This is a genomic window from Mesonia phycicola, assembly GCF_900141885.1.
Lineage (GTDB): Bacteria > Bacteroidota > Bacteroidia > Flavobacteriales > Flavobacteriaceae > Mesonia > Mesonia phycicola.
Map to the genome: position 1 here is coordinate 240566 of NZ_FQYY01000002.1, position 16697 is coordinate 257262.

Below are 16697 nucleotides of genomic sequence, written 5' to 3' on the forward strand. Positions count from 1 at the left end.
TTGGTTGGTTAGTTTTTCCCCTTTCAGGTTTAAATTATATTTAAATCTGGAAGGGGTTTATTTTTTCTTATATTTTTTTAGAATACTATTTAAATCTTCAGAAAAATTAAATTGGTACACTATAAAGCCATAAAGTACACACGCAAGTATAGATTTAATAGCTATAGCAAATAACGGATGTAAATTTATATTTATTTGAAAAAGTAATAAAGAGGTAATAGTAATTAATACGACTATTGGTAATGTTTTTTTATTAAAAGGGTGCATTCCAAATTTTTTATAAACCAGGTATAACTTAATACTAAAAAATGTAAAAAAGGTAGAGAAAGTAGCTATTGCAGCTCCCCAAATACCCCAAAGTGGAATAAATGTTATATTTAAAATAATAGCAAGTAAAACAATTACTACTCCAATAATTAATACCAACCTGTAATAATCTGAATTAAATAGAATACTATTATTATTACCTAAAAAATTTTCATATAATTTAATAGCACAAAGTAGTACAATTAACCCCACTTCTATTTGATATTCTGCAGGAATAAGCTCATATAATTTGTTTACATTAACTACAATTAAAATAAAAATTAATCCGCTTACCAGTAATAAAGAGCTAGAGGTTTTTTGGTATAAATCATTTAACTCTACTTTCTTTTTTTGATTTAATAACGAGGCCGTAATTGGTGAGGTTATTTGTTTCATTGCTCTTGCAGGTACTGCTATTACAGAAGCTATATAAACTGCAATACTATAAACAGAAACTAATTTTATAGGTAAATAATGTTCTATCATCACTTTATCTAGATCTAAAAGTGCTGTAGAGATAGATCCCGCAATTAAAATTAGTACAGAATATTTTAAAATTCTAGAAATCTGTTCTGGTAATTTAAAATCTAATTTTGGTGGTAATAATTTAAAAGCATAAATCATTAAAATAAACATTCTTATTACGTAAATAGCAGTAAGAAAATAAATAAACCCATCTAAATTTAAGTAATCAAAATAAACAGCTAGTAAAAGAACTGTTACTCCTACTCTATGAAAAACCTCTTTCATAAAGTTACCAAATACACTTTTATACGTGAGCTTTGCCCAAGAGTAGAATACCTCAAAATAGGCAATAGCTATACTTATTACGTAAATAAAAACAATATAATTTTGTACTGCTTTATTGTTTTCAAAATAATTAAGTAAACTTTGGTAAAACAGCACTCCAAAACTACCAATAACCATGCTTACCAGTAAAGGTATTACTAACATTACGGTCAACAATCTATTTTTTTGTATTTGAGACTCAAATGCGGAATAAAATTTAATCATCGTGTTTGGAGCTCCAAAACTCATAATTGGCCAAACTAACGTACTTGCAGACAGCAAAAAAGTGATTAAACCATAATATTCTGGTTTTAAAAAATGAGGATACAAAAACAACACATTAACAGCACCTATAGCAAAACCTATATAAGTGGTAATCATGTTAGAGATAGATTGTTTTAAAACTAATCCCATTTAACTTAGTTGATTAATAATTGTTGCTAAACTCTTTGTTAATTTTTTTCTGCTGAATTTTTCTATTTTTTCTGAAGAAGAATCTACTTGCAATTCATTACTTTGATAAGCTTTGTACCACTTGAGTATTTGTGTTTTTATTTTTTCTTTTGAAGAATAATTAAAATACTTACCTGAATTTGTCTCCTTTATAATTCTTGCTGCATCCCATTTATTTGGACCTATTGCCAAAATTGGTCTTTTAGCTTGTAAATATTCAAATAATTTACCAGGGATTATTCCATTCATTTCTGGTTTGTCAATCTCTAAAAGTAATAAAACTTGCGATTTTTCTTTATACTGTACACTTTCTTGGTAAGATACATAACCCACATTAGTTAAGTAATCTTTCAATCCGTAATTAAAAACAGAGTTTAATACTTGCTCACTTACTTTACCTACAAATACAAGTTGAAAATCTTCAGAAAATTCTTTATTTTCTGTTATCAGCTCTTTTAAAGCTAACCATAAATTTTCAGGATTTCTTTCTGATAGTAAAGAACCTATATGCGCTAACGAAAATGTATTATCTAAAGTTTTTCTCTCTACAATGTCCCCATCAAAACCGTTGGTAATTACTGTGATAGGTTTTGTAGTAATTTCACTAAAATCTTTTTTAGTTGTATAACTTGTTGTTATAATGTGGTTTGCTTTATTTAAAACTTCACTTTCTAGAAGTTTATGCTTTTGCTGTGAGTTTTTGGTTAATTTTAATTGATGATGATAACCAATGGTTGTCCACGGATCTCTAAAATCTGCTATCCACTTTACATTTGTTTTGGCTTTTAACTTTAAGCCTATTATATGAAGACTATGTGGTGGCCCTGTAGTTATTAAAGTGTCTATCGCATTTTTTTCTATATAGTTAGAAAGAAATTTAACAGAAGGCTTAATCCAAAATTTTCTTGCATCAGGAATAAATAAATTTCCTCTTACCCATAGCATTATTTTTTGCAATAAACCTTGTTGCTTTTTCTCTTGAATAATTCCAGAACTTATGGTTTCTGTATTTTTTTTAGAAAAAATACTTGCCCATTGGTAAGGCTCTAAAATTGGTTGTTTAATAACAGTTACATCTTTAGCTACTTCGTTAACCAAAGAATTATCTACAATAGGATAATGCGGATTTTCTGGAATATACACTATCGGATCTACTCCAAAATTTTTTAAATATTTTACAAATTTTAACCAACGTTGCACCCCAGGACCTCCTGCTGGTGGCCAATAATAGGTTACAATGAGCACTTTTTTCAATATATTGGTTATTTGAAATATTAATTATTTAAAACCTAAATAATGCTTTTATATAGCTTTCTTTTTGTACGTATAAACAAATCCGCCTAAAAGTAAAAGTCCTAAAATTGCGCAACTAGCAATAGTAATTGTACTTCCTGTTTTAATTACTTCTGGATCAAATTTAAATACAATTTTGTGTTTTCCTTTAGGTAATAACGCAGCTCTTAACACGTAATCTGCCTGTAAAATATCAATTTCTTGATCATCTACATAAGCTTTCCAACCGTGTGGGTAATAAATTTCAGAAAATACCGCTAATCTATCTACAGAAGTCTCGTACTCGTAAACTACCTCTTCAGGTTGATAACTCTTTAAATTAATTTGAGCTAAAGAATCTGAGATAAACGTTTTGTTAGTAATAATTTCTGAAAATTGCTGATTAATAACAGCGGTTTCTTTAGTATTTATTTTATCTAAAGCCAAAATTTCTTCATTGGCATTAGCTACTATTTGTATATTATTTACAAACCAAGCATTACCATTAGCATCTGGATTAGGTTGTGCCATTATTTCTCCTTGGTTAGATAATATAATGTATTTGGTATTTAACATGTTTAAAACCTCTGGCTGCCCATTGTAAATATAAAAATCGAATAACTCTTGAATTCTTCCTGGTTTTGCTGCGTGGTAACCCCCTAAAGAATTATGAAAAAAAGATGCACGTGCAGAATTTAAAGGAGAACCAGAAAAATCTAAAACTCGGTAATGACCTTTATCTTTTAATATTTCTACATCTGCCTTATTAGCTTGAAACGGTTGTTTCATTTGGCGTGCTTGTACAAAATCATCATTGTTAACATACCTTCTATCTACACCTACTAGATCAATAACAATTAGTAATGCTAAACCAGATATGGTTAAGCTTTTGCTTACTTTTTCTTTTAAAAATCCCCAAATTAAAGCTGCTGCTAGCAATACAAAAACCAAACTTCTAAGGGTATCTGCATTAAAAATTGCTTTACGATCTTCTTTTAATGCTCTTACAAAGCTTTGCCCTAATTGCTGAATGTACTGTCTGTCTTGTGAACCTACAAAATCAAAAAATACAGATTTTGCAACTAAAAATAATAGAGCAAAGCCTCCTACAATAATCGTTGCCAATTTTAAAGCGTGCTCTTTTTCCTCTTTAGTTCTTTCATTACTAAAAAATTTAGATAAACCGTAAACCGCCATCAAAGGCAAACACAATTCTATAATTACTTGAATGGAAGATACAGCTCTAAATTTATTATATAACGGAACGGTGTTGATAAAAAACTTGGTTAAGGGAGCAAAATTATCTCCCCAAGAGAGAAGTAAGGCTAAAATAGAACCTCCTACAATCCACCATTTAAATCGTCCCTTTACTAAATATAAACCTAATACAAATAAGAAAATTACTACTGCACCTATATATGCTGGTGCTCCAATAAATGTTTGATCTCCCCAATAAGTAGGTGCAGAATTTGCAAAATCTAATGCTTGTTGTGGGCTAGCACCAATTTTTAGTAATTCTTTATATAATTCTGAATCTTCTCCTAATTTTTCTGCGCTAGAGCCTCCCATAAAACGAGGGATAAATAAATTAAAAGTTTCTGCAATGCCATAACTATACTCTGTGATATAATCATAAGACAAACCAGAAGCTTGTGCTTGTTGGTTACCATCTGGAGTAATGGTTAAACCTGTATCTCCTCTAGTACTAAATTCAGAATACTCTTTTGTTGCTAAAATACTAGTTGCATTGGTACCAATAGCAATAACTACTGCAAATACCATTACTACAATTGCTATAAAATATTCTTTAATTTTTTTCTTCTGAATAAAATCTATTAGATATGCTATCCCTAAAACTACTACTAAAAGAAACAAATAGTAAGTCATTTGTGGGTGGTTAGCATTTACTTGTAAAGCCATACCAACTGCTAATAGCAAGCCTCCCCAAAGGTAGCGTTGTCTAAATGTAAGTACTATACCAGACAATACTAATGGCATATAGGCAATAGCGTGTGCTTTTGCGTTGTGCCCAACCCCTAAAATAATAATAAGGTAAGTTGAAAAACCAAAAGCCAAGGCACCTAAAGCTGCTAATTTATAGTCTATTTTTAAGCATAAAAAGAATATATAAATACCTATAAAATAAAGAAATAAATAATCTGCAGGCCTTGGTAAAAACCTAAGTAGTCTATCTATTTGCTTTATATAGTTGTGTGGGTAATTAGCTCCCAATTGGTAAGTTGGCATTCCGCCAAAGGCAGCGTCTGTCCAATATATCTCTTTTCCTGTTTCTTCTTTTAATTCTTTGTTTTGGTGAGACATCCCTACATATTGAGAAATATCACTCTGAAAAATAACTTTTCCTTGCAAAACCGGATTAAAATACGCTATTGCTGCAATTACAAAACCCACAACAATTAATAAGTGTGGTATAACCTTCTTAAAATTTATAGACATAAAATTTACTTCAACTAAGATAAAACACGAAAATTAATCAATTTCTTCGTAATCAATATACTCTCCTACAGGTTTCTTTTCCTTTCTTTTCGTCTCAGGATCTTTATCTATATTTTTTTTGTTGTTGTGGGAAGAATTAGGATTAGAAAAATCTTGCGGATTAAATCCTTTAAAGGCTTTTTCTCCCATTTTTCTCATAAAATATTTTAAAATAAGAGGTCCAAACCATTTAAAAATTAATTTCAATCCAAAATAAATAAATAGTATAATAAGAATGGTTCTCACCAAACCTACCAAAGATGCTTCTTGCATAATTACTTTTTTATACAAAACTATTAATTACATCAATGAAAAACTTATTAATACCTATAAAAATTACTAAAAACTATTCTATATTTGAAAAAAACTGACCGTTTATGAAGATTAAATCCCTATTACTAAGTGGCTTTTTATTAGCCTCCCCTGTACTTTTTGCTCAATATACAGAAACTATTAACTCTAATAGACCTGGACAGTCTCAGGGAGCTTTTGCGGTTGGTAAAAATGTTTTACAGGTAGAAACTGGTGTTAAGCTAGGTAATGACAATCACGATTTATTAGGTACAGATACAAATTTGTGGGGAATAGATTTTGAAGTTAGATATGGTTTTTTTAGAGAAGCTTTAGAAATTAGTTTAAGAGGTTCTTACCTTAGTTCTACAGAAAAATATTTTGTTTCTGGTACAGAATATAAAAATACCTTTAGCAATTTTGACAAAAATACACTTGGTGCAAAATACTTAGTGTATGATCCTCATAAAAAAAGAATGTTAGAAGGCCCTAATTTATACAGTTGGAAAGCAGATAATACTTTTCAATGGAGAGATTTAATACCTGCTGTTTCTGTGTATGCTGGATTAAATTTAGCATTTGGTGATGATAACCCATATTTACCAGAAGGAAATAACAAAATAACCCCTCAGTTTGCCTTAATAACTCAACATAATTTAGGAAGATGGGTATATGTAATGAATTTTATTGCAGATAAATTAAGTTCAGATTTCCCTAGTTATTCTGGTATTTTCACCCTTACTCATTCTATTAACAGGGAGATTTCTGTTTTTGGAGAATACCAAGCTATTAAAAGTGATTATTATAGTGATGACATTGCTAGACTTGGTGCAGCCTACTTATTTGGTAATGACTTACAAGTAGATATGTCTTTTTTAACTAATTTTAAAGATACACCTTATAGATGGCAAGTTGCTTTGGGAGTTTCTTATAGATTAGATATGCATAGTACTGATGAATATATAATGGAGGATAAGAAAAAAAGTAAGGAGGTTGAAAAAAAGGAAAAAGAAGTAAAACAAAATAGACAAGATGGTTTTGAGAATGAAGTAGTAGAGTAATCTCTTATCTTATTTATAAAAAAGCCCGATATAAAATTATATCGGGCTTTTTCTATATTATTAAAATAGGTAATTATTATTTCATTGCATCCATTACTGCTGCAGATAAACGCTTATAAGTACCATTTTCTAAACGCTCTCTAATTGCAGAGAAAGCTTCTAAAGTTTCTTCTACATCTTGCAATGTATGAGAAGCTGTTGGTATCATTCTTAATAAAATTAATCCCTTAGGTATTACTGGATAAACCACTATAGAACAGAATACACCATAGTTTTCTCTTAAATCTTTCACCAATGCCATTGCCTCTGGTATACTACCTTTAAGGTAAACTGGTGTTACACAACTTTGCGTGGTACCAATATCAAAACCTCTATCTTTTAATCCGTTTTGTAGTGCATTTACATTTTCCCACAACTTTTCTTTAAGTTCTGGCATAGAACGTAACATTTCTAAACGTTTAAGAGCTCCTTCTACCAATTGCATCTGTAAAGACTTGGCAAACATTTGAGATCTTAAATTGTATTTTAAGTAATCTATTACTTCTTGGTCTGCAGCAATAAATGCACCTGTACTTGCCATAGATTTTGCAAAAGTTGCAAAATAAACATCAATATCATCTTGTACACCTTGTTCTTCTCCTGCTCCTGCTCCTGTTTTACCTAAAGTACCAAAACCGTGAGCATCATCTACAAAAAGTCTAAAATTAAATCTCTTTTTAAGCTCAACTATTTCTTTTAATTTACCTTGCTCACCACGCATACCAAAAACTCCTTCAGAAATTAAAAGTATACCACCACCTGTTTGCTCTGCAATTTTAGTTGCTCTTTCTAAGTTTTTTTCGATACTTGCTACATCGTTGTGCTTATAAGTAAAACGCTTCCCTAAATGTAAACGTACACCATCTATAATACAAGCATGAGCATCTACATCATACACAATCACATCATCTTTACCAACTAAAGCATCAATAGTAGAAACCATACCTTGATACCCAAAATTTAATAAATATGCAGCATCTTTTTGTACAAAGTCTGCCAATTCATTTTGAAGCTTTTCGTGTAAATCTGTATGCCCACTCATCATTCTTGCTCCCATTGGGTAAGCAGAACCGTATTTTTTACCAGCCTCAGCATCAACCTTTCTTACTTCTGGGTGATTTGCTAACCCTAAATAATCATTCACACTCCAAGTAATAACTTCTTTACCTTGAAATTTCATGCGGTTGCTAATCTCTCCTTCAAGTTTAGGGAAAACAAAATATCCTTCTGCTTGGTCTGCCCATTTACCTAATGGTCCTTTATCTCTATATATTTTATCAAATAAATCCTTCATAAGATTTTAATTTTAAGCCAAGTTGCAAAAATATAATTTTTTAGTGTGAAAACGTAATGTATATATTAGAAATATAGACCGTTTATCGCAAAAAAAAGACCTTGATATAGAATTCAAAGTCTTTTTTATAATTTATTACAACATTTATTATTTTACAAATTCTATTTTCTCTGCTCCTACAATGTTTTCACTGTCTGAAAAACCTTGTTCTTTCATCCAGTCGTCACTGTAAATTTTACTCATATATCTTGAACCGTGATCAGGGAAAATCATAACTACATTACTATTTTCATCAAATTCACCTTGTTCTTCTAGTTGTTTTATTCCTTGAAAAACTGCTCCACTAGTATAACCTACAAATAAACCTTCTGTTCTTGCTATAAATCTAGCAGTATGTGCACTAGACTCATCTGTAACCTTTTCAAATTTATCTATCACGTCAAAATCTGTAGCTGTTGGTATTAAGTTTTTACCTAAACCTTCTATTCTATATGGGTAAATTTCATCTGGATCTAACTCTCGAGTTTCGTGGTATTTTTTAAGTACCGATCCATATGCATCTATACCAATTACTTTAATATTTGGATTTTGTTCTTTTAAAAATCTAGCTGTACCAGAAATTGTACCTCCTGTACCACTACAAGCTACTAAGTGTGTGATTTTACCTTCTGTTTGTTTCCAAATTTCTGGACCTGTAGAGCGGTAGTGAGCTTCAATATTCAATTCATTAAAATATTGATTTATGTAAACAGAACCTTTCATTTCTTGGTGAAGGCGTTTTGCTACTTGGTAATATGATCTTGGATCGTCTGCAGAAACATTTGCCGGACAAACATATACTTTAGCTCCCATGGTTTTCAGCATATCTATTTTATCTGCTGATGATTTTGAGCTTACTGCTAAAATACAATCGTACCCTTTAATTACACTAACCATAGCAATACTAAAGCCTGTGTTACCAGAGGTAGTTTCAATAATTGTATCTCCTGGTTTTAATATACCCTTCCTCTCTGCTTCTTCTATGATATACAGAGCAATCCGATCTTTTGTAGAGTGACCTGGGTTAAAGGCTTCTACTTTAGCGTAAAAATTACCTTCTAATTCTTTAGTTACTTTATTGAGTTTTATTAGTGGAGTATTACCTATAAGTTGCAACACATCGTTATAAACCTTTAAGTCTTCTTTCATAAATTGAAGTTCTTGTTAACATATAAAAATGTCTCTAAGTATAGAGATACATTTTTGAAAAACATTGCGAATTTACAATATTTTTTTTAATTATTCATTAATTCCTTCCAAGTCTAATATAAAAGAATAATCTTCAGCTACTTCTTTTAAAGCTTCAAATCTACCTGATGCCCCCCCGTGGCCTGCATCCATATTTGTATGTAGCAAGAGTATACAGTTGTCTGTCTTTAACTCTCTTAATTTTGCAACCCATTTTGCAGGTTCCCAATATTGAACTTGTGAGTCATGTAAACCTGTAGTTACCAAAATATTTGGGTAATCTTGCGCTTTTACATTATCGTAAGGAGAGTAAGATTTCATATAATGGTAGTATTCTTCATTATTAGGGTTACCCCACTCGTCATACTCACCTGTAGTTAATGGGATACTATCGTCTAGCATAGTGGTTACTACATCTACAAAAGGAACAGCTGCTATAATTCCGTTGTATAAATGTGGTGCCATATTTGCGATACCTCCCATTAACATTCCGCCAGCAGAACCTCCCATTGCATATAAATGTTGAGCTGAAGTATATTTTTGAGCTATTAAGTATTCACTACAAGCTATAAAATCTGTAAACGTATTTTTCTTTTTCAGCATTTTTCCATCTTCATACCATTTTCTACCCAGGTACTCTCCTCCTCTTATGTGAGCAATTGCAAAAATGAATCCTCTATTTAGTAAACTTAATCTTGAACTAGAAAATGATGGATCTGTGGTATGGCCGTAACTACCGTAAGCATATTGTAAAACGGGATTACTTCCATCTCTTTTAATACCTTTTTTATAGACCATAGAAATTGGAACTTTGGCACCATCTTTAGCGGTAGCCCAAATTCTTTCTGAAATATAATTTTCTTTTTTAAAACTAGGGTCTTGTACTTCTTGTTCTTTTTTAACTTCACTTTCTTTTGTCTTCATGTTAAAATCTATAACTGAAGATGGTGTAGTTAAAGAGTTATAACCATAACGTAATATATCTGTATCAAAATCTGGGTTATTACCCGTGTAGGCGGTGTAAGTTTCATTATCAAATGGTAAAAAATAATCTTCTTGATTATCCCAACTCATTATTCTAATTCTATTTAAACCATTAAAACGCTCACCTAATACCAAGTAATTTTTAAAAATATCCATGTCTTCTAACAAAACATCTTCTCTGTGTGGTATTACTTCTTCCCAATAGTTAGAGCTGGTGTTAGTTAATGAGGTTTTCATCAACTTAAAATTGTGAGCATCATCTTTATTGGTAATAATATAAAAATGGTCTTTATAATGAGAAAAACCATATTCTACACCCCTTACTCTTTCTTGAAACATTTTAAATTCACCTCTAGGTTTATCTGCGTCTAAGATCATATACTCATCACTCATAGTACTACTAGCACCAATAATGATGTATTGCTTAGATTTTGATTTATAAACAAAGGTGTTAAAGGTTTCATCTTTTTCATGATAAACTAATTTATCTTCTGCAGGGTCTTGCCCTAATATATGCTGATAAATTTTGTCTGAACGTAAAGTTTCTTCGTCTTTACGAGTATAAAAAAGTGTTTTATTATCGTTAGCCCAAGTAGAACCTCCTGTGGTACTTTCTATTTTTGTTGGTAAAACCTCATTGGTTTCTAAGTTTTTTATTTGAATAGTGTATTTTCTTCTACTCACCGTATCTATCCCAAAACTTACTAATTTGTTATTAGGACTCACACTAATTCCGCTTAAATTGAAATAAGCATGGTCTTTAGCCATTTCGTTACAATCAAACAAAATTTCTTCTGCTGCTTCTAAGGTTTCTTTTTTACGCACGTAAATAGGATAACCTTGACCAACTTCATACCTTACATAATACCAGTAACCATTAGATTTGTAGGGTACAGAAGAGTCATCTTCTTTTATTCTACTTTTCATCTCTTCAAACAAATTTTCTTGAAATTGCTTGGTATGAGCGGTCATTTTATCGTTATATGTATTTTCTTGCTCTAAATAATCAATTACTTTAGGGTTTTCTCTATCATTCAGCCAGAAATAGTTATCTACACGTATATCGCCATGCATTTCTAATTCTTTTGCAATTTTTTCTGCTTTAGGCGGAAGTATTTTTTCTTCTATCATCTTCTTAAAATTCAATTTTGAATGCTTGCAAAGGTAAAATTTAAGTAGAAATTAGGAAGCATTGAGAGTATATTAATAACTTTGCCACTCAACTAAAAAACAAAGAAGCTATGTTTGGAGATATGATGAATAAAATTAAAGAGGCGCAAGTAAAAGTAGAAGAAACTAAAAAACGCTTAGACACGGTTACCATTCAAGAAAAGTCTAGTGACGATTTATTAAAAATTACGATCACTGGAAATAGAGAAATTAAAAATATTGAGGTTTCTGAAGAATTATTAAATGATAAAGAACAACTAGAAGACTATTTAATACTTACTCTTAATAAAGCCATAAAAAAAGCTTCTGATATTAACGAAGCTGAATTGGCTGCTGCTGCAAAAGAAGGTATGCCTAATATCCCTGGAATGGATATGTTTAAATAAATTTATAAAGACCGCCTATATTCTAGGCGGTCTTTTTTTTAAAATTCTTCCTAATGAAGAGAATTATTAGTGTAATTACCTTTTTTTTGATTATTGCTATTCATCTTATTTTTTTAACCTCAATCTTGGTAGAAAAAGTAAATGAAATATGGGTTTTGTTAGGTATTATTTTAGTAACCTCTTTAATTACTTATGCTTATTACCATAGCACTACCGACCAAGAAGACCACTTTTTAGCCGATTTACAAGATATATTTTACATTGCTATAGGTGGCATTTTTACTTATTTTTTAAGTGTAGAACTAAAACTAGGTTCTGTAATTGCTGCAGGAATTGTAGGAACCGTTGCTTCTATACCTCCTTATCTTCCTAAAAATTCAAAAATTTTTAGAAGAATTCCTGCTACGGTTTATTGTGGCGCATTTGTAGGGATGTCTCAAAAAACTTTAGCTAGCGGTTATAGCTTTATTCTATTTGCTTGTCTACTAACTGGCATTTTATTTATTGGCTCAAAAAACCTGTTTAATGGGTATGGTGGTAAATTGGGAACTTTAGCATTTGGTGGAGTAGCTTTTACTTCTTTATTAATATACCTACTTGTATGATAGAAGAAAACACAATTATACTAATACTTGTAGGTACTATTGGAAGTTATATTACCTACTACTTAAATAATCACATAAAATTAGGAGCGGTTTTAGCTTCTGCTTTTCCCTCTTTATTAGTGGGATTATTTTTCTATTATTTTGGAGAAATAGTAAATGAAACGCTTCAAAAGCAAATTCCGTTAGTTTATATAGGTTCTTCTTTTGTAGGTATGGTTTCTAAAAAAATACTTACTCATAGTATTTATGTACTGTTAGCCGGACTAATTTTTAGTGTTTTATACCTTAATAAAGGAAGTTTCTTTAACAATTTTGGAGGTGCTTTAGGTACTACTGCTTGTATCTCTGTAGTAGTTTCTATAAGTTTAGCTACCCTTATAAAACATAAGAAAATAAAGAAAAAGCCCTGAAAAATCAGGACTTTTTTATAAATTATGCTTCCCCTCTTGCAGGATAATCTTTGTCTAGTACAAAATCTATAGATTTTAGTAACTCTTTTAATTTTGGTCTTGCAAATGGCATTGTTTGTACAGAACTTGCATAAAGTGTTTGGTCTGGACGTACTAAAAATATTGCAGGCTCTACAAACTCTGCAGGTTCTTTATCATTAATACCTTCAGACACATACAAATCCCACTTTCTTGCTTCTTCAATTGGGAAATCGTAACCAATAGTTACATTATCTACATCCCAACTTTCTACTGTTTTCTCTGCTAGTTCTTTTGTATTAGAACTAATTGCAATAACATTAACGCCTCTTTCTTCATAATCTTTTATAAGCGTATTTAATTCTTGTAAATATGTTTTACAAACTGGGCAGTGAAGACCTCTGTAAAAAATTATAAGGTTAAAATTTTCAGGATTTGACTCTTCAATATTCCAATTAGTACCATTAACCGTTTTAATGTTTAATGCTGGTACTTTTTGTCTTGGTTTAAAATTTTTCATAGCTTTTTTTTTCAAAGCTAACAGATGTTCTTCATAAAAACTCTTAATAAACCAACAAGGTGTTGTTAAATTTATATGTTTTTTAGAATAGAAATGAATTTTTCGTGCATTTCTAGAGAATAATCTAAGTGAGTTACAATTCTTAATTTTCCTTGCCCCATTCCGCTAATTATTACTCCTTTATCTTCTAAATGTTTTAAGAAAGTAATTTCATTTACATTATCATTTAAATAAAATATTACAATATTAGTTTCTACTGGTTCCACTTTTTTTACAAAAGTCAATTCCTTTAAAACGGTTGCTAACTCTTTAGCTCTTCTATGATCTACCGCTAAACGATCTATGTGATTGTCTAAAGCATACAAACCTGCAGCTGCCATAAAACCTACTTGTCTCATTCCGCCTCCCAATACTTTACGTACACGCATAGCGTTTTTCATTACTTCTTTATCTCCAATTAAAACAGAACCCATTGGTGTACCTAACCCTTTAGACAGGCATACAGAAATAGTATCAAAAACTTCCCCATATTGTTTTGGATTTTCATTTTTGGCTACTAGAGCATTAAATAAACGCGCTCCGTCTAGATGCAAACCTAATTTGTGCTCATTACATACTTCTCTTATTTTCTTGATTTCTTCAAAATTATAACAAGCTCCACCCCCTTTGTTAGTAGTATTTTCTAAACAAACCAAAGACGTTAACGGACTGTGATAAAAATCTGGCGGATTAATATTTTCTGCCACTTGTGCTGCAGTTATCATTCCGCGGTCACCATCTATTAATTTACAAGAAACTCCACTGTTAAAAGAAACACCACCACCTTCATAATTATACACATGCGCCCATTTATCACAAATTAACTGTTCTCCAGGCTGAGTATGCAACTTTATTGCTGCTTGGTTAGCCATACTTCCCGTAGGAAAAAACAAGGCCGTTTCTTTACCAAACATATTAGCCAAACGTTCTTCTAATGTATTAACTGTTGGGTCTTCTTTATAAACATCGTCACCTACTTCTGCACTCATTATAGCTTTTAACATTGCAGGAGTTGGTTTGGTTACAGTATCACTTTTTAAATCTATCATAGCTATTAATTATATTCAAGAAAATCAAATTTACAAGAATTGTTTAAGCTGCATCCTCTTCAATTAAATAATCATTATAATTACTTAAAACTAAAATTTGTATCTGTTTTACAATGTAATTATTATAGACAAAATTTTCATTTTGTCTTTCTTTATAAAATTGATACCCAACTAAAATAATTGTAATTTTGTTATTCAAACTAAAGAAAAATGGAAATAGCTATAATTGCCCACGATGGTAAAAAAGTAGAAATGGTTAAGTTTTTAGAAGAATTTAAAGATTTTTTTCTTCAAGATCATATTAAACTAATTGCCACAGGTACTACAGGAAATAAAGTTGAAAATGCAGGATTTAAAGTACAGCGCTATCTTTCTGGACCAATTGGGGGTGATGCACAAATTGCAGGCCGTGTAGCAGAAGGAAAATGCAAAATGGTATTGTTTTTTAGAGACCCTTTAGAAAAACATCCGCACGAGCCAGATGTATTAATGCTTTTACGTATTTGTGATGTACATAATGTACCTCTAGCATCCAATCCTGCATCTGCTAAACTTTTAATTAAAGGTGTTTCTTTGGTAAATACAGAAATAAAACCTATTTAAAAACTTCACTCAGAAAATTTACAATAGAAGTATGGAATGGTTTAAAATTTATTCCGAAGAAATAAGTAGTTGTATTTTTTTTAAAACTCTTATCAACTTCTATTTTTATACATTAAAAAATAAAAAATATGATTACCCAAGATACTCTTAAAGACTTCAAAGATCGTGTAACTGCCCTAAAACAATATCTTTGACATTGATGCCAAACGTATAGAAATTAGCAATCAGGAAGAAAAAACTTTTGCGCCAGATTTTTGGAATAATGCACAAGAGGCTCAAAAAATAGTTAGAGCTCTTAACCAAGAAAAAAAATGGGTAGAAGATTATGAAGCTGCGGTGACTCTTTATGAAGATTTAGAAGTAATTTTTGAATTTTACAAAGAAGACGAAGCTACAGAAGAAGACCTTAATTTACGCTACGAAAAACTTAAAAACCTTTTAGAAGATTTAGAGTTTAAAAATATGCTTTCTGAAGAAGGAGACGATTTATCTGCTGTTTTACAAATAACTGCTGGTGCTGGTGGTACAGAAAGTTGTGATTGGGCAGAAATGCTGATGAGAATGTATTTAATGTGGGCAGAAAAGCAAGGCTTTAAAATTAAAGAACTTAATTACCAAGCTGGTGATGTAGCTGGTATTAAAACAGTAACTATTGAAATTGAAGGTGATTATGCTTTTGGTTGGCTAAAAGGAGAAAATGGTGTACACCGTTTGGTACGTATTTCTCCGTTTGATAGTAATGCTAAACGTCACACCTCTTTTGCTTCTGTTTACGTTTACCCATTAGTAGATGATTCTATAGAAATAGACATTAACCCTGCAGATATCGAAATTACTACCGCTAGATCTAGTGGTGCTGGAGGGCAAAATGTAAATAAAGTAGAAACAAAAGTACAATTAGTGCACCACCCAACTGGTATTCAAATATCTTGTTCAGAAACACGCTCTCAACATGAAAATAGAGCTCGTGCTATGCAAATGCTTAGATCACAACTATACGAAATTGAGCTACAAAAACAACTAGCACAACGAGAAGATATTGAGGCCGGAAAAATGAAGATAGAATGGGGTTCACAAATTAGAAATTATGTAATGCACCCTTACAAGTTAGTTAAAGATGTAAGAACCGCAGAAGAAACTGGTAATGTAGATGCCGTGATGGATGGTAATATTGATGCATTTTTAAAAGCATATTTAATGATGATGGGGCAAAAAGAAGATGAAAAATCTCTTTAAATAAAATATAAAATAATGATTAAAATATACCACAACCCTAGATGTTCTAAATCTAGAGAAGGTTTAAAGATGTTAGAAGAGTCTGGTAAAGATTTTCAAATTATTAAGTATTTAGATACACCATTATCTGCTTCAGAAATAAAAGAAATTCTTAACCTTTTAAATATTTCTGCGGAAGAATTAGTACGTAAAAATGAAAAAATCTGGAAAGAAAACTATAAAGGTAAATCACTTTCTGAAGAAGAAATAATTACTGCTATGCAAGAAAACCCAAAGTTAATAGAAAGACCAATTGTAGTTAATAATAAGAAAGCTGTAATTGGTAGACCGTCAGAAAATATTAAAAAAATAATACAATAAACTTTCAATTAATTTGAAAACTAAAAGTCTCTTATAAAAAAGAGGCTTTTTTTGTTAACTCAACTTTAACAAAATAAAATTAAACGATT

At 30.9% G+C, this 16697-nt stretch carries 16 protein-coding genes; 7 read left to right on the forward strand and 9 right to left on the reverse strand.

Going from position 1 to position 16697, the window contains the following annotated elements; all coding sequences use genetic code 11:
* Nucleotides 1-57 precede the first annotated feature (57 nt).
* From BUC03_RS03855 to BUC03_RS03870, 4 genes are read right to left on the reverse strand one after another with little or no spacing between them, the layout of a single operon-like run.
* Nucleotides 58-1509 carry a polysaccharide biosynthesis C-terminal domain-containing protein gene (locus BUC03_RS03855; RefSeq protein WP_073148442.1) on the reverse strand — a complete coding sequence of 484 codons (1452 nt, stop codon included), beginning with the start codon at nt 1507-1509 and terminating at the stop codon, nt 58-60.
* Complete coding sequence (locus BUC03_RS03860; protein WP_317041142.1) at nt 1510-2793, reverse strand: glycosyltransferase family protein; 1284 nt, start codon at nt 2791-2793, stop codon at nt 1510-1512. It abuts the gene before it with no gap.
* A gap of 57 nt (nt 2794-2850) precedes the next feature.
* On the reverse strand, nt 2851-5277 hold the full coding sequence (locus tag BUC03_RS03865) for a YfhO family protein (protein ID WP_073148446.1): 2427 nt from the start codon (nt 5275-5277) through the stop codon (nt 2851-2853).
* 33 nt (nt 5278-5310) lie between these two features.
* On the reverse strand, nt 5311-5589 hold the full coding sequence (locus tag BUC03_RS03870; RefSeq protein WP_073148448.1) for a DUF4834 family protein: 279 nt from the start codon (nt 5587-5589) through the stop codon (nt 5311-5313).
* A gap of 104 nt (nt 5590-5693) precedes the next feature.
* Here BUC03_RS03870 and BUC03_RS03875 point away from each other — a divergent pair, with 104 nt between their 5' ends.
* Entirely contained in the window at nt 5694-6668 is a 975-nt protein-coding gene (locus BUC03_RS03875) for a transporter (RefSeq protein WP_073148450.1), read from the forward strand.
* Nucleotides 6669-6744: 76 nt separating this feature from the next.
* Here the strand turns inward: BUC03_RS03875 and BUC03_RS03880 are convergent, their stop codons facing one another.
* From BUC03_RS03880 to BUC03_RS03890, 3 genes are all read right to left on the reverse strand, one after another.
* The gene (locus tag BUC03_RS03880; protein ID WP_073148452.1) at nt 6745-8001 is read right to left on the reverse strand and encodes a cysteate-C-fatty acyltransferase; all 1257 of its coding nucleotides are present in this window, start codon (nt 7999-8001) and stop codon (nt 6745-6747) included.
* Nucleotides 8002-8148: 147 nt separating this feature from the next.
* Nucleotides 8149-9189 carry a cysteate synthase gene (locus tag BUC03_RS03885; RefSeq protein WP_073148454.1) on the reverse strand — a complete coding sequence of 347 codons (1041 nt, stop codon included), beginning with the start codon at nt 9187-9189 and terminating at the stop codon, nt 8149-8151.
* A 90-nt stretch (nt 9190-9279) separates the two neighbouring features.
* Nucleotides 9280-11343 (reverse strand): S9 family peptidase, encoded by a 2064-nt coding sequence (locus BUC03_RS03890; protein WP_084112774.1) that lies wholly within the window; start codon nt 11341-11343, stop codon nt 9280-9282.
* Between the two features lie 110 nt (nt 11344-11453).
* Here BUC03_RS03890 and BUC03_RS03895 point away from each other — a divergent pair, with 110 nt between their 5' ends.
* The 3 genes from BUC03_RS03895 to BUC03_RS03905 are packed head-to-tail and all read left to right on the forward strand — an operon-like array spanning nt 11454 to nt 12783.
* Nucleotides 11454-11768 carry a YbaB/EbfC family nucleoid-associated protein gene (locus BUC03_RS03895; protein WP_073148459.1) on the forward strand — a complete coding sequence of 105 codons (315 nt, stop codon included), beginning with the start codon at nt 11454-11456 and terminating at the stop codon, nt 11766-11768.
* A gap of 53 nt (nt 11769-11821) precedes the next feature.
* Nucleotides 11822-12373, forward strand: coding sequence for a hypothetical protein (locus tag BUC03_RS03900; protein WP_073148461.1), 552 nt, complete (start codon nt 11822-11824; stop codon nt 12371-12373).
* Nucleotides 12370-12783 carry a hypothetical protein gene (locus tag BUC03_RS03905; RefSeq protein WP_073148463.1) on the forward strand — a complete coding sequence of 138 codons (414 nt, stop codon included), beginning with the start codon at nt 12370-12372 and terminating at the stop codon, nt 12781-12783. Before BUC03_RS03900 ends, BUC03_RS03905 begins: the two co-directional genes overlap by 4 nt.
* Nucleotides 12784-12805: 22 nt before the next feature.
* Here BUC03_RS03905 and BUC03_RS03910 read toward each other — a convergent pair whose 3' ends face one another.
* Entirely contained in the window at nt 12806-13321 is a 516-nt protein-coding gene (locus BUC03_RS03910) for a redoxin domain-containing protein (protein WP_073148465.1), read from the reverse strand.
* A 71-nt stretch (nt 13322-13392) separates the two neighbouring features.
* Nucleotides 13393-14409, reverse strand: coding sequence for a threonine aldolase family protein (locus BUC03_RS03915; RefSeq protein ID WP_073148467.1), 1017 nt, complete (start codon nt 14407-14409; stop codon nt 13393-13395).
* Between the two features lie 210 nt (nt 14410-14619).
* Between BUC03_RS03915 and BUC03_RS03920 the strand changes: the two genes are divergently transcribed.
* The 3 genes from BUC03_RS03920 (at nt 14620) to arsC (ending at nt 16608) form a co-directional block, all read left to right on the forward strand.
* Nucleotides 14620-15012, forward strand: coding sequence for a methylglyoxal synthase (locus BUC03_RS03920; RefSeq protein WP_073148469.1), 393 nt, complete (start codon nt 14620-14622; stop codon nt 15010-15012).
* Nucleotides 15013-15140: 128 nt separating this feature from the next.
* A protein-coding gene (prfB, locus tag BUC03_RS03925) for a peptide chain release factor 2 (protein WP_143159132.1) occupies nt 15141-16248 on the forward strand; the annotation gives its coding sequence in 2 pieces (ribosomal slippage) (nt 15141-15203 and nt 15205-16248; 1107 coding nt in all).
* Between the two features lie 15 nt (nt 16249-16263).
* A complete protein-coding gene (gene arsC, locus BUC03_RS03930) occupies nt 16264-16608 on the forward strand; it encodes an arsenate reductase (glutaredoxin) (RefSeq protein WP_073148471.1) in 345 nt (114 codons plus the stop codon).
* The last annotated feature ends 89 nt before the right edge of the window (nt 16609-16697 follow it).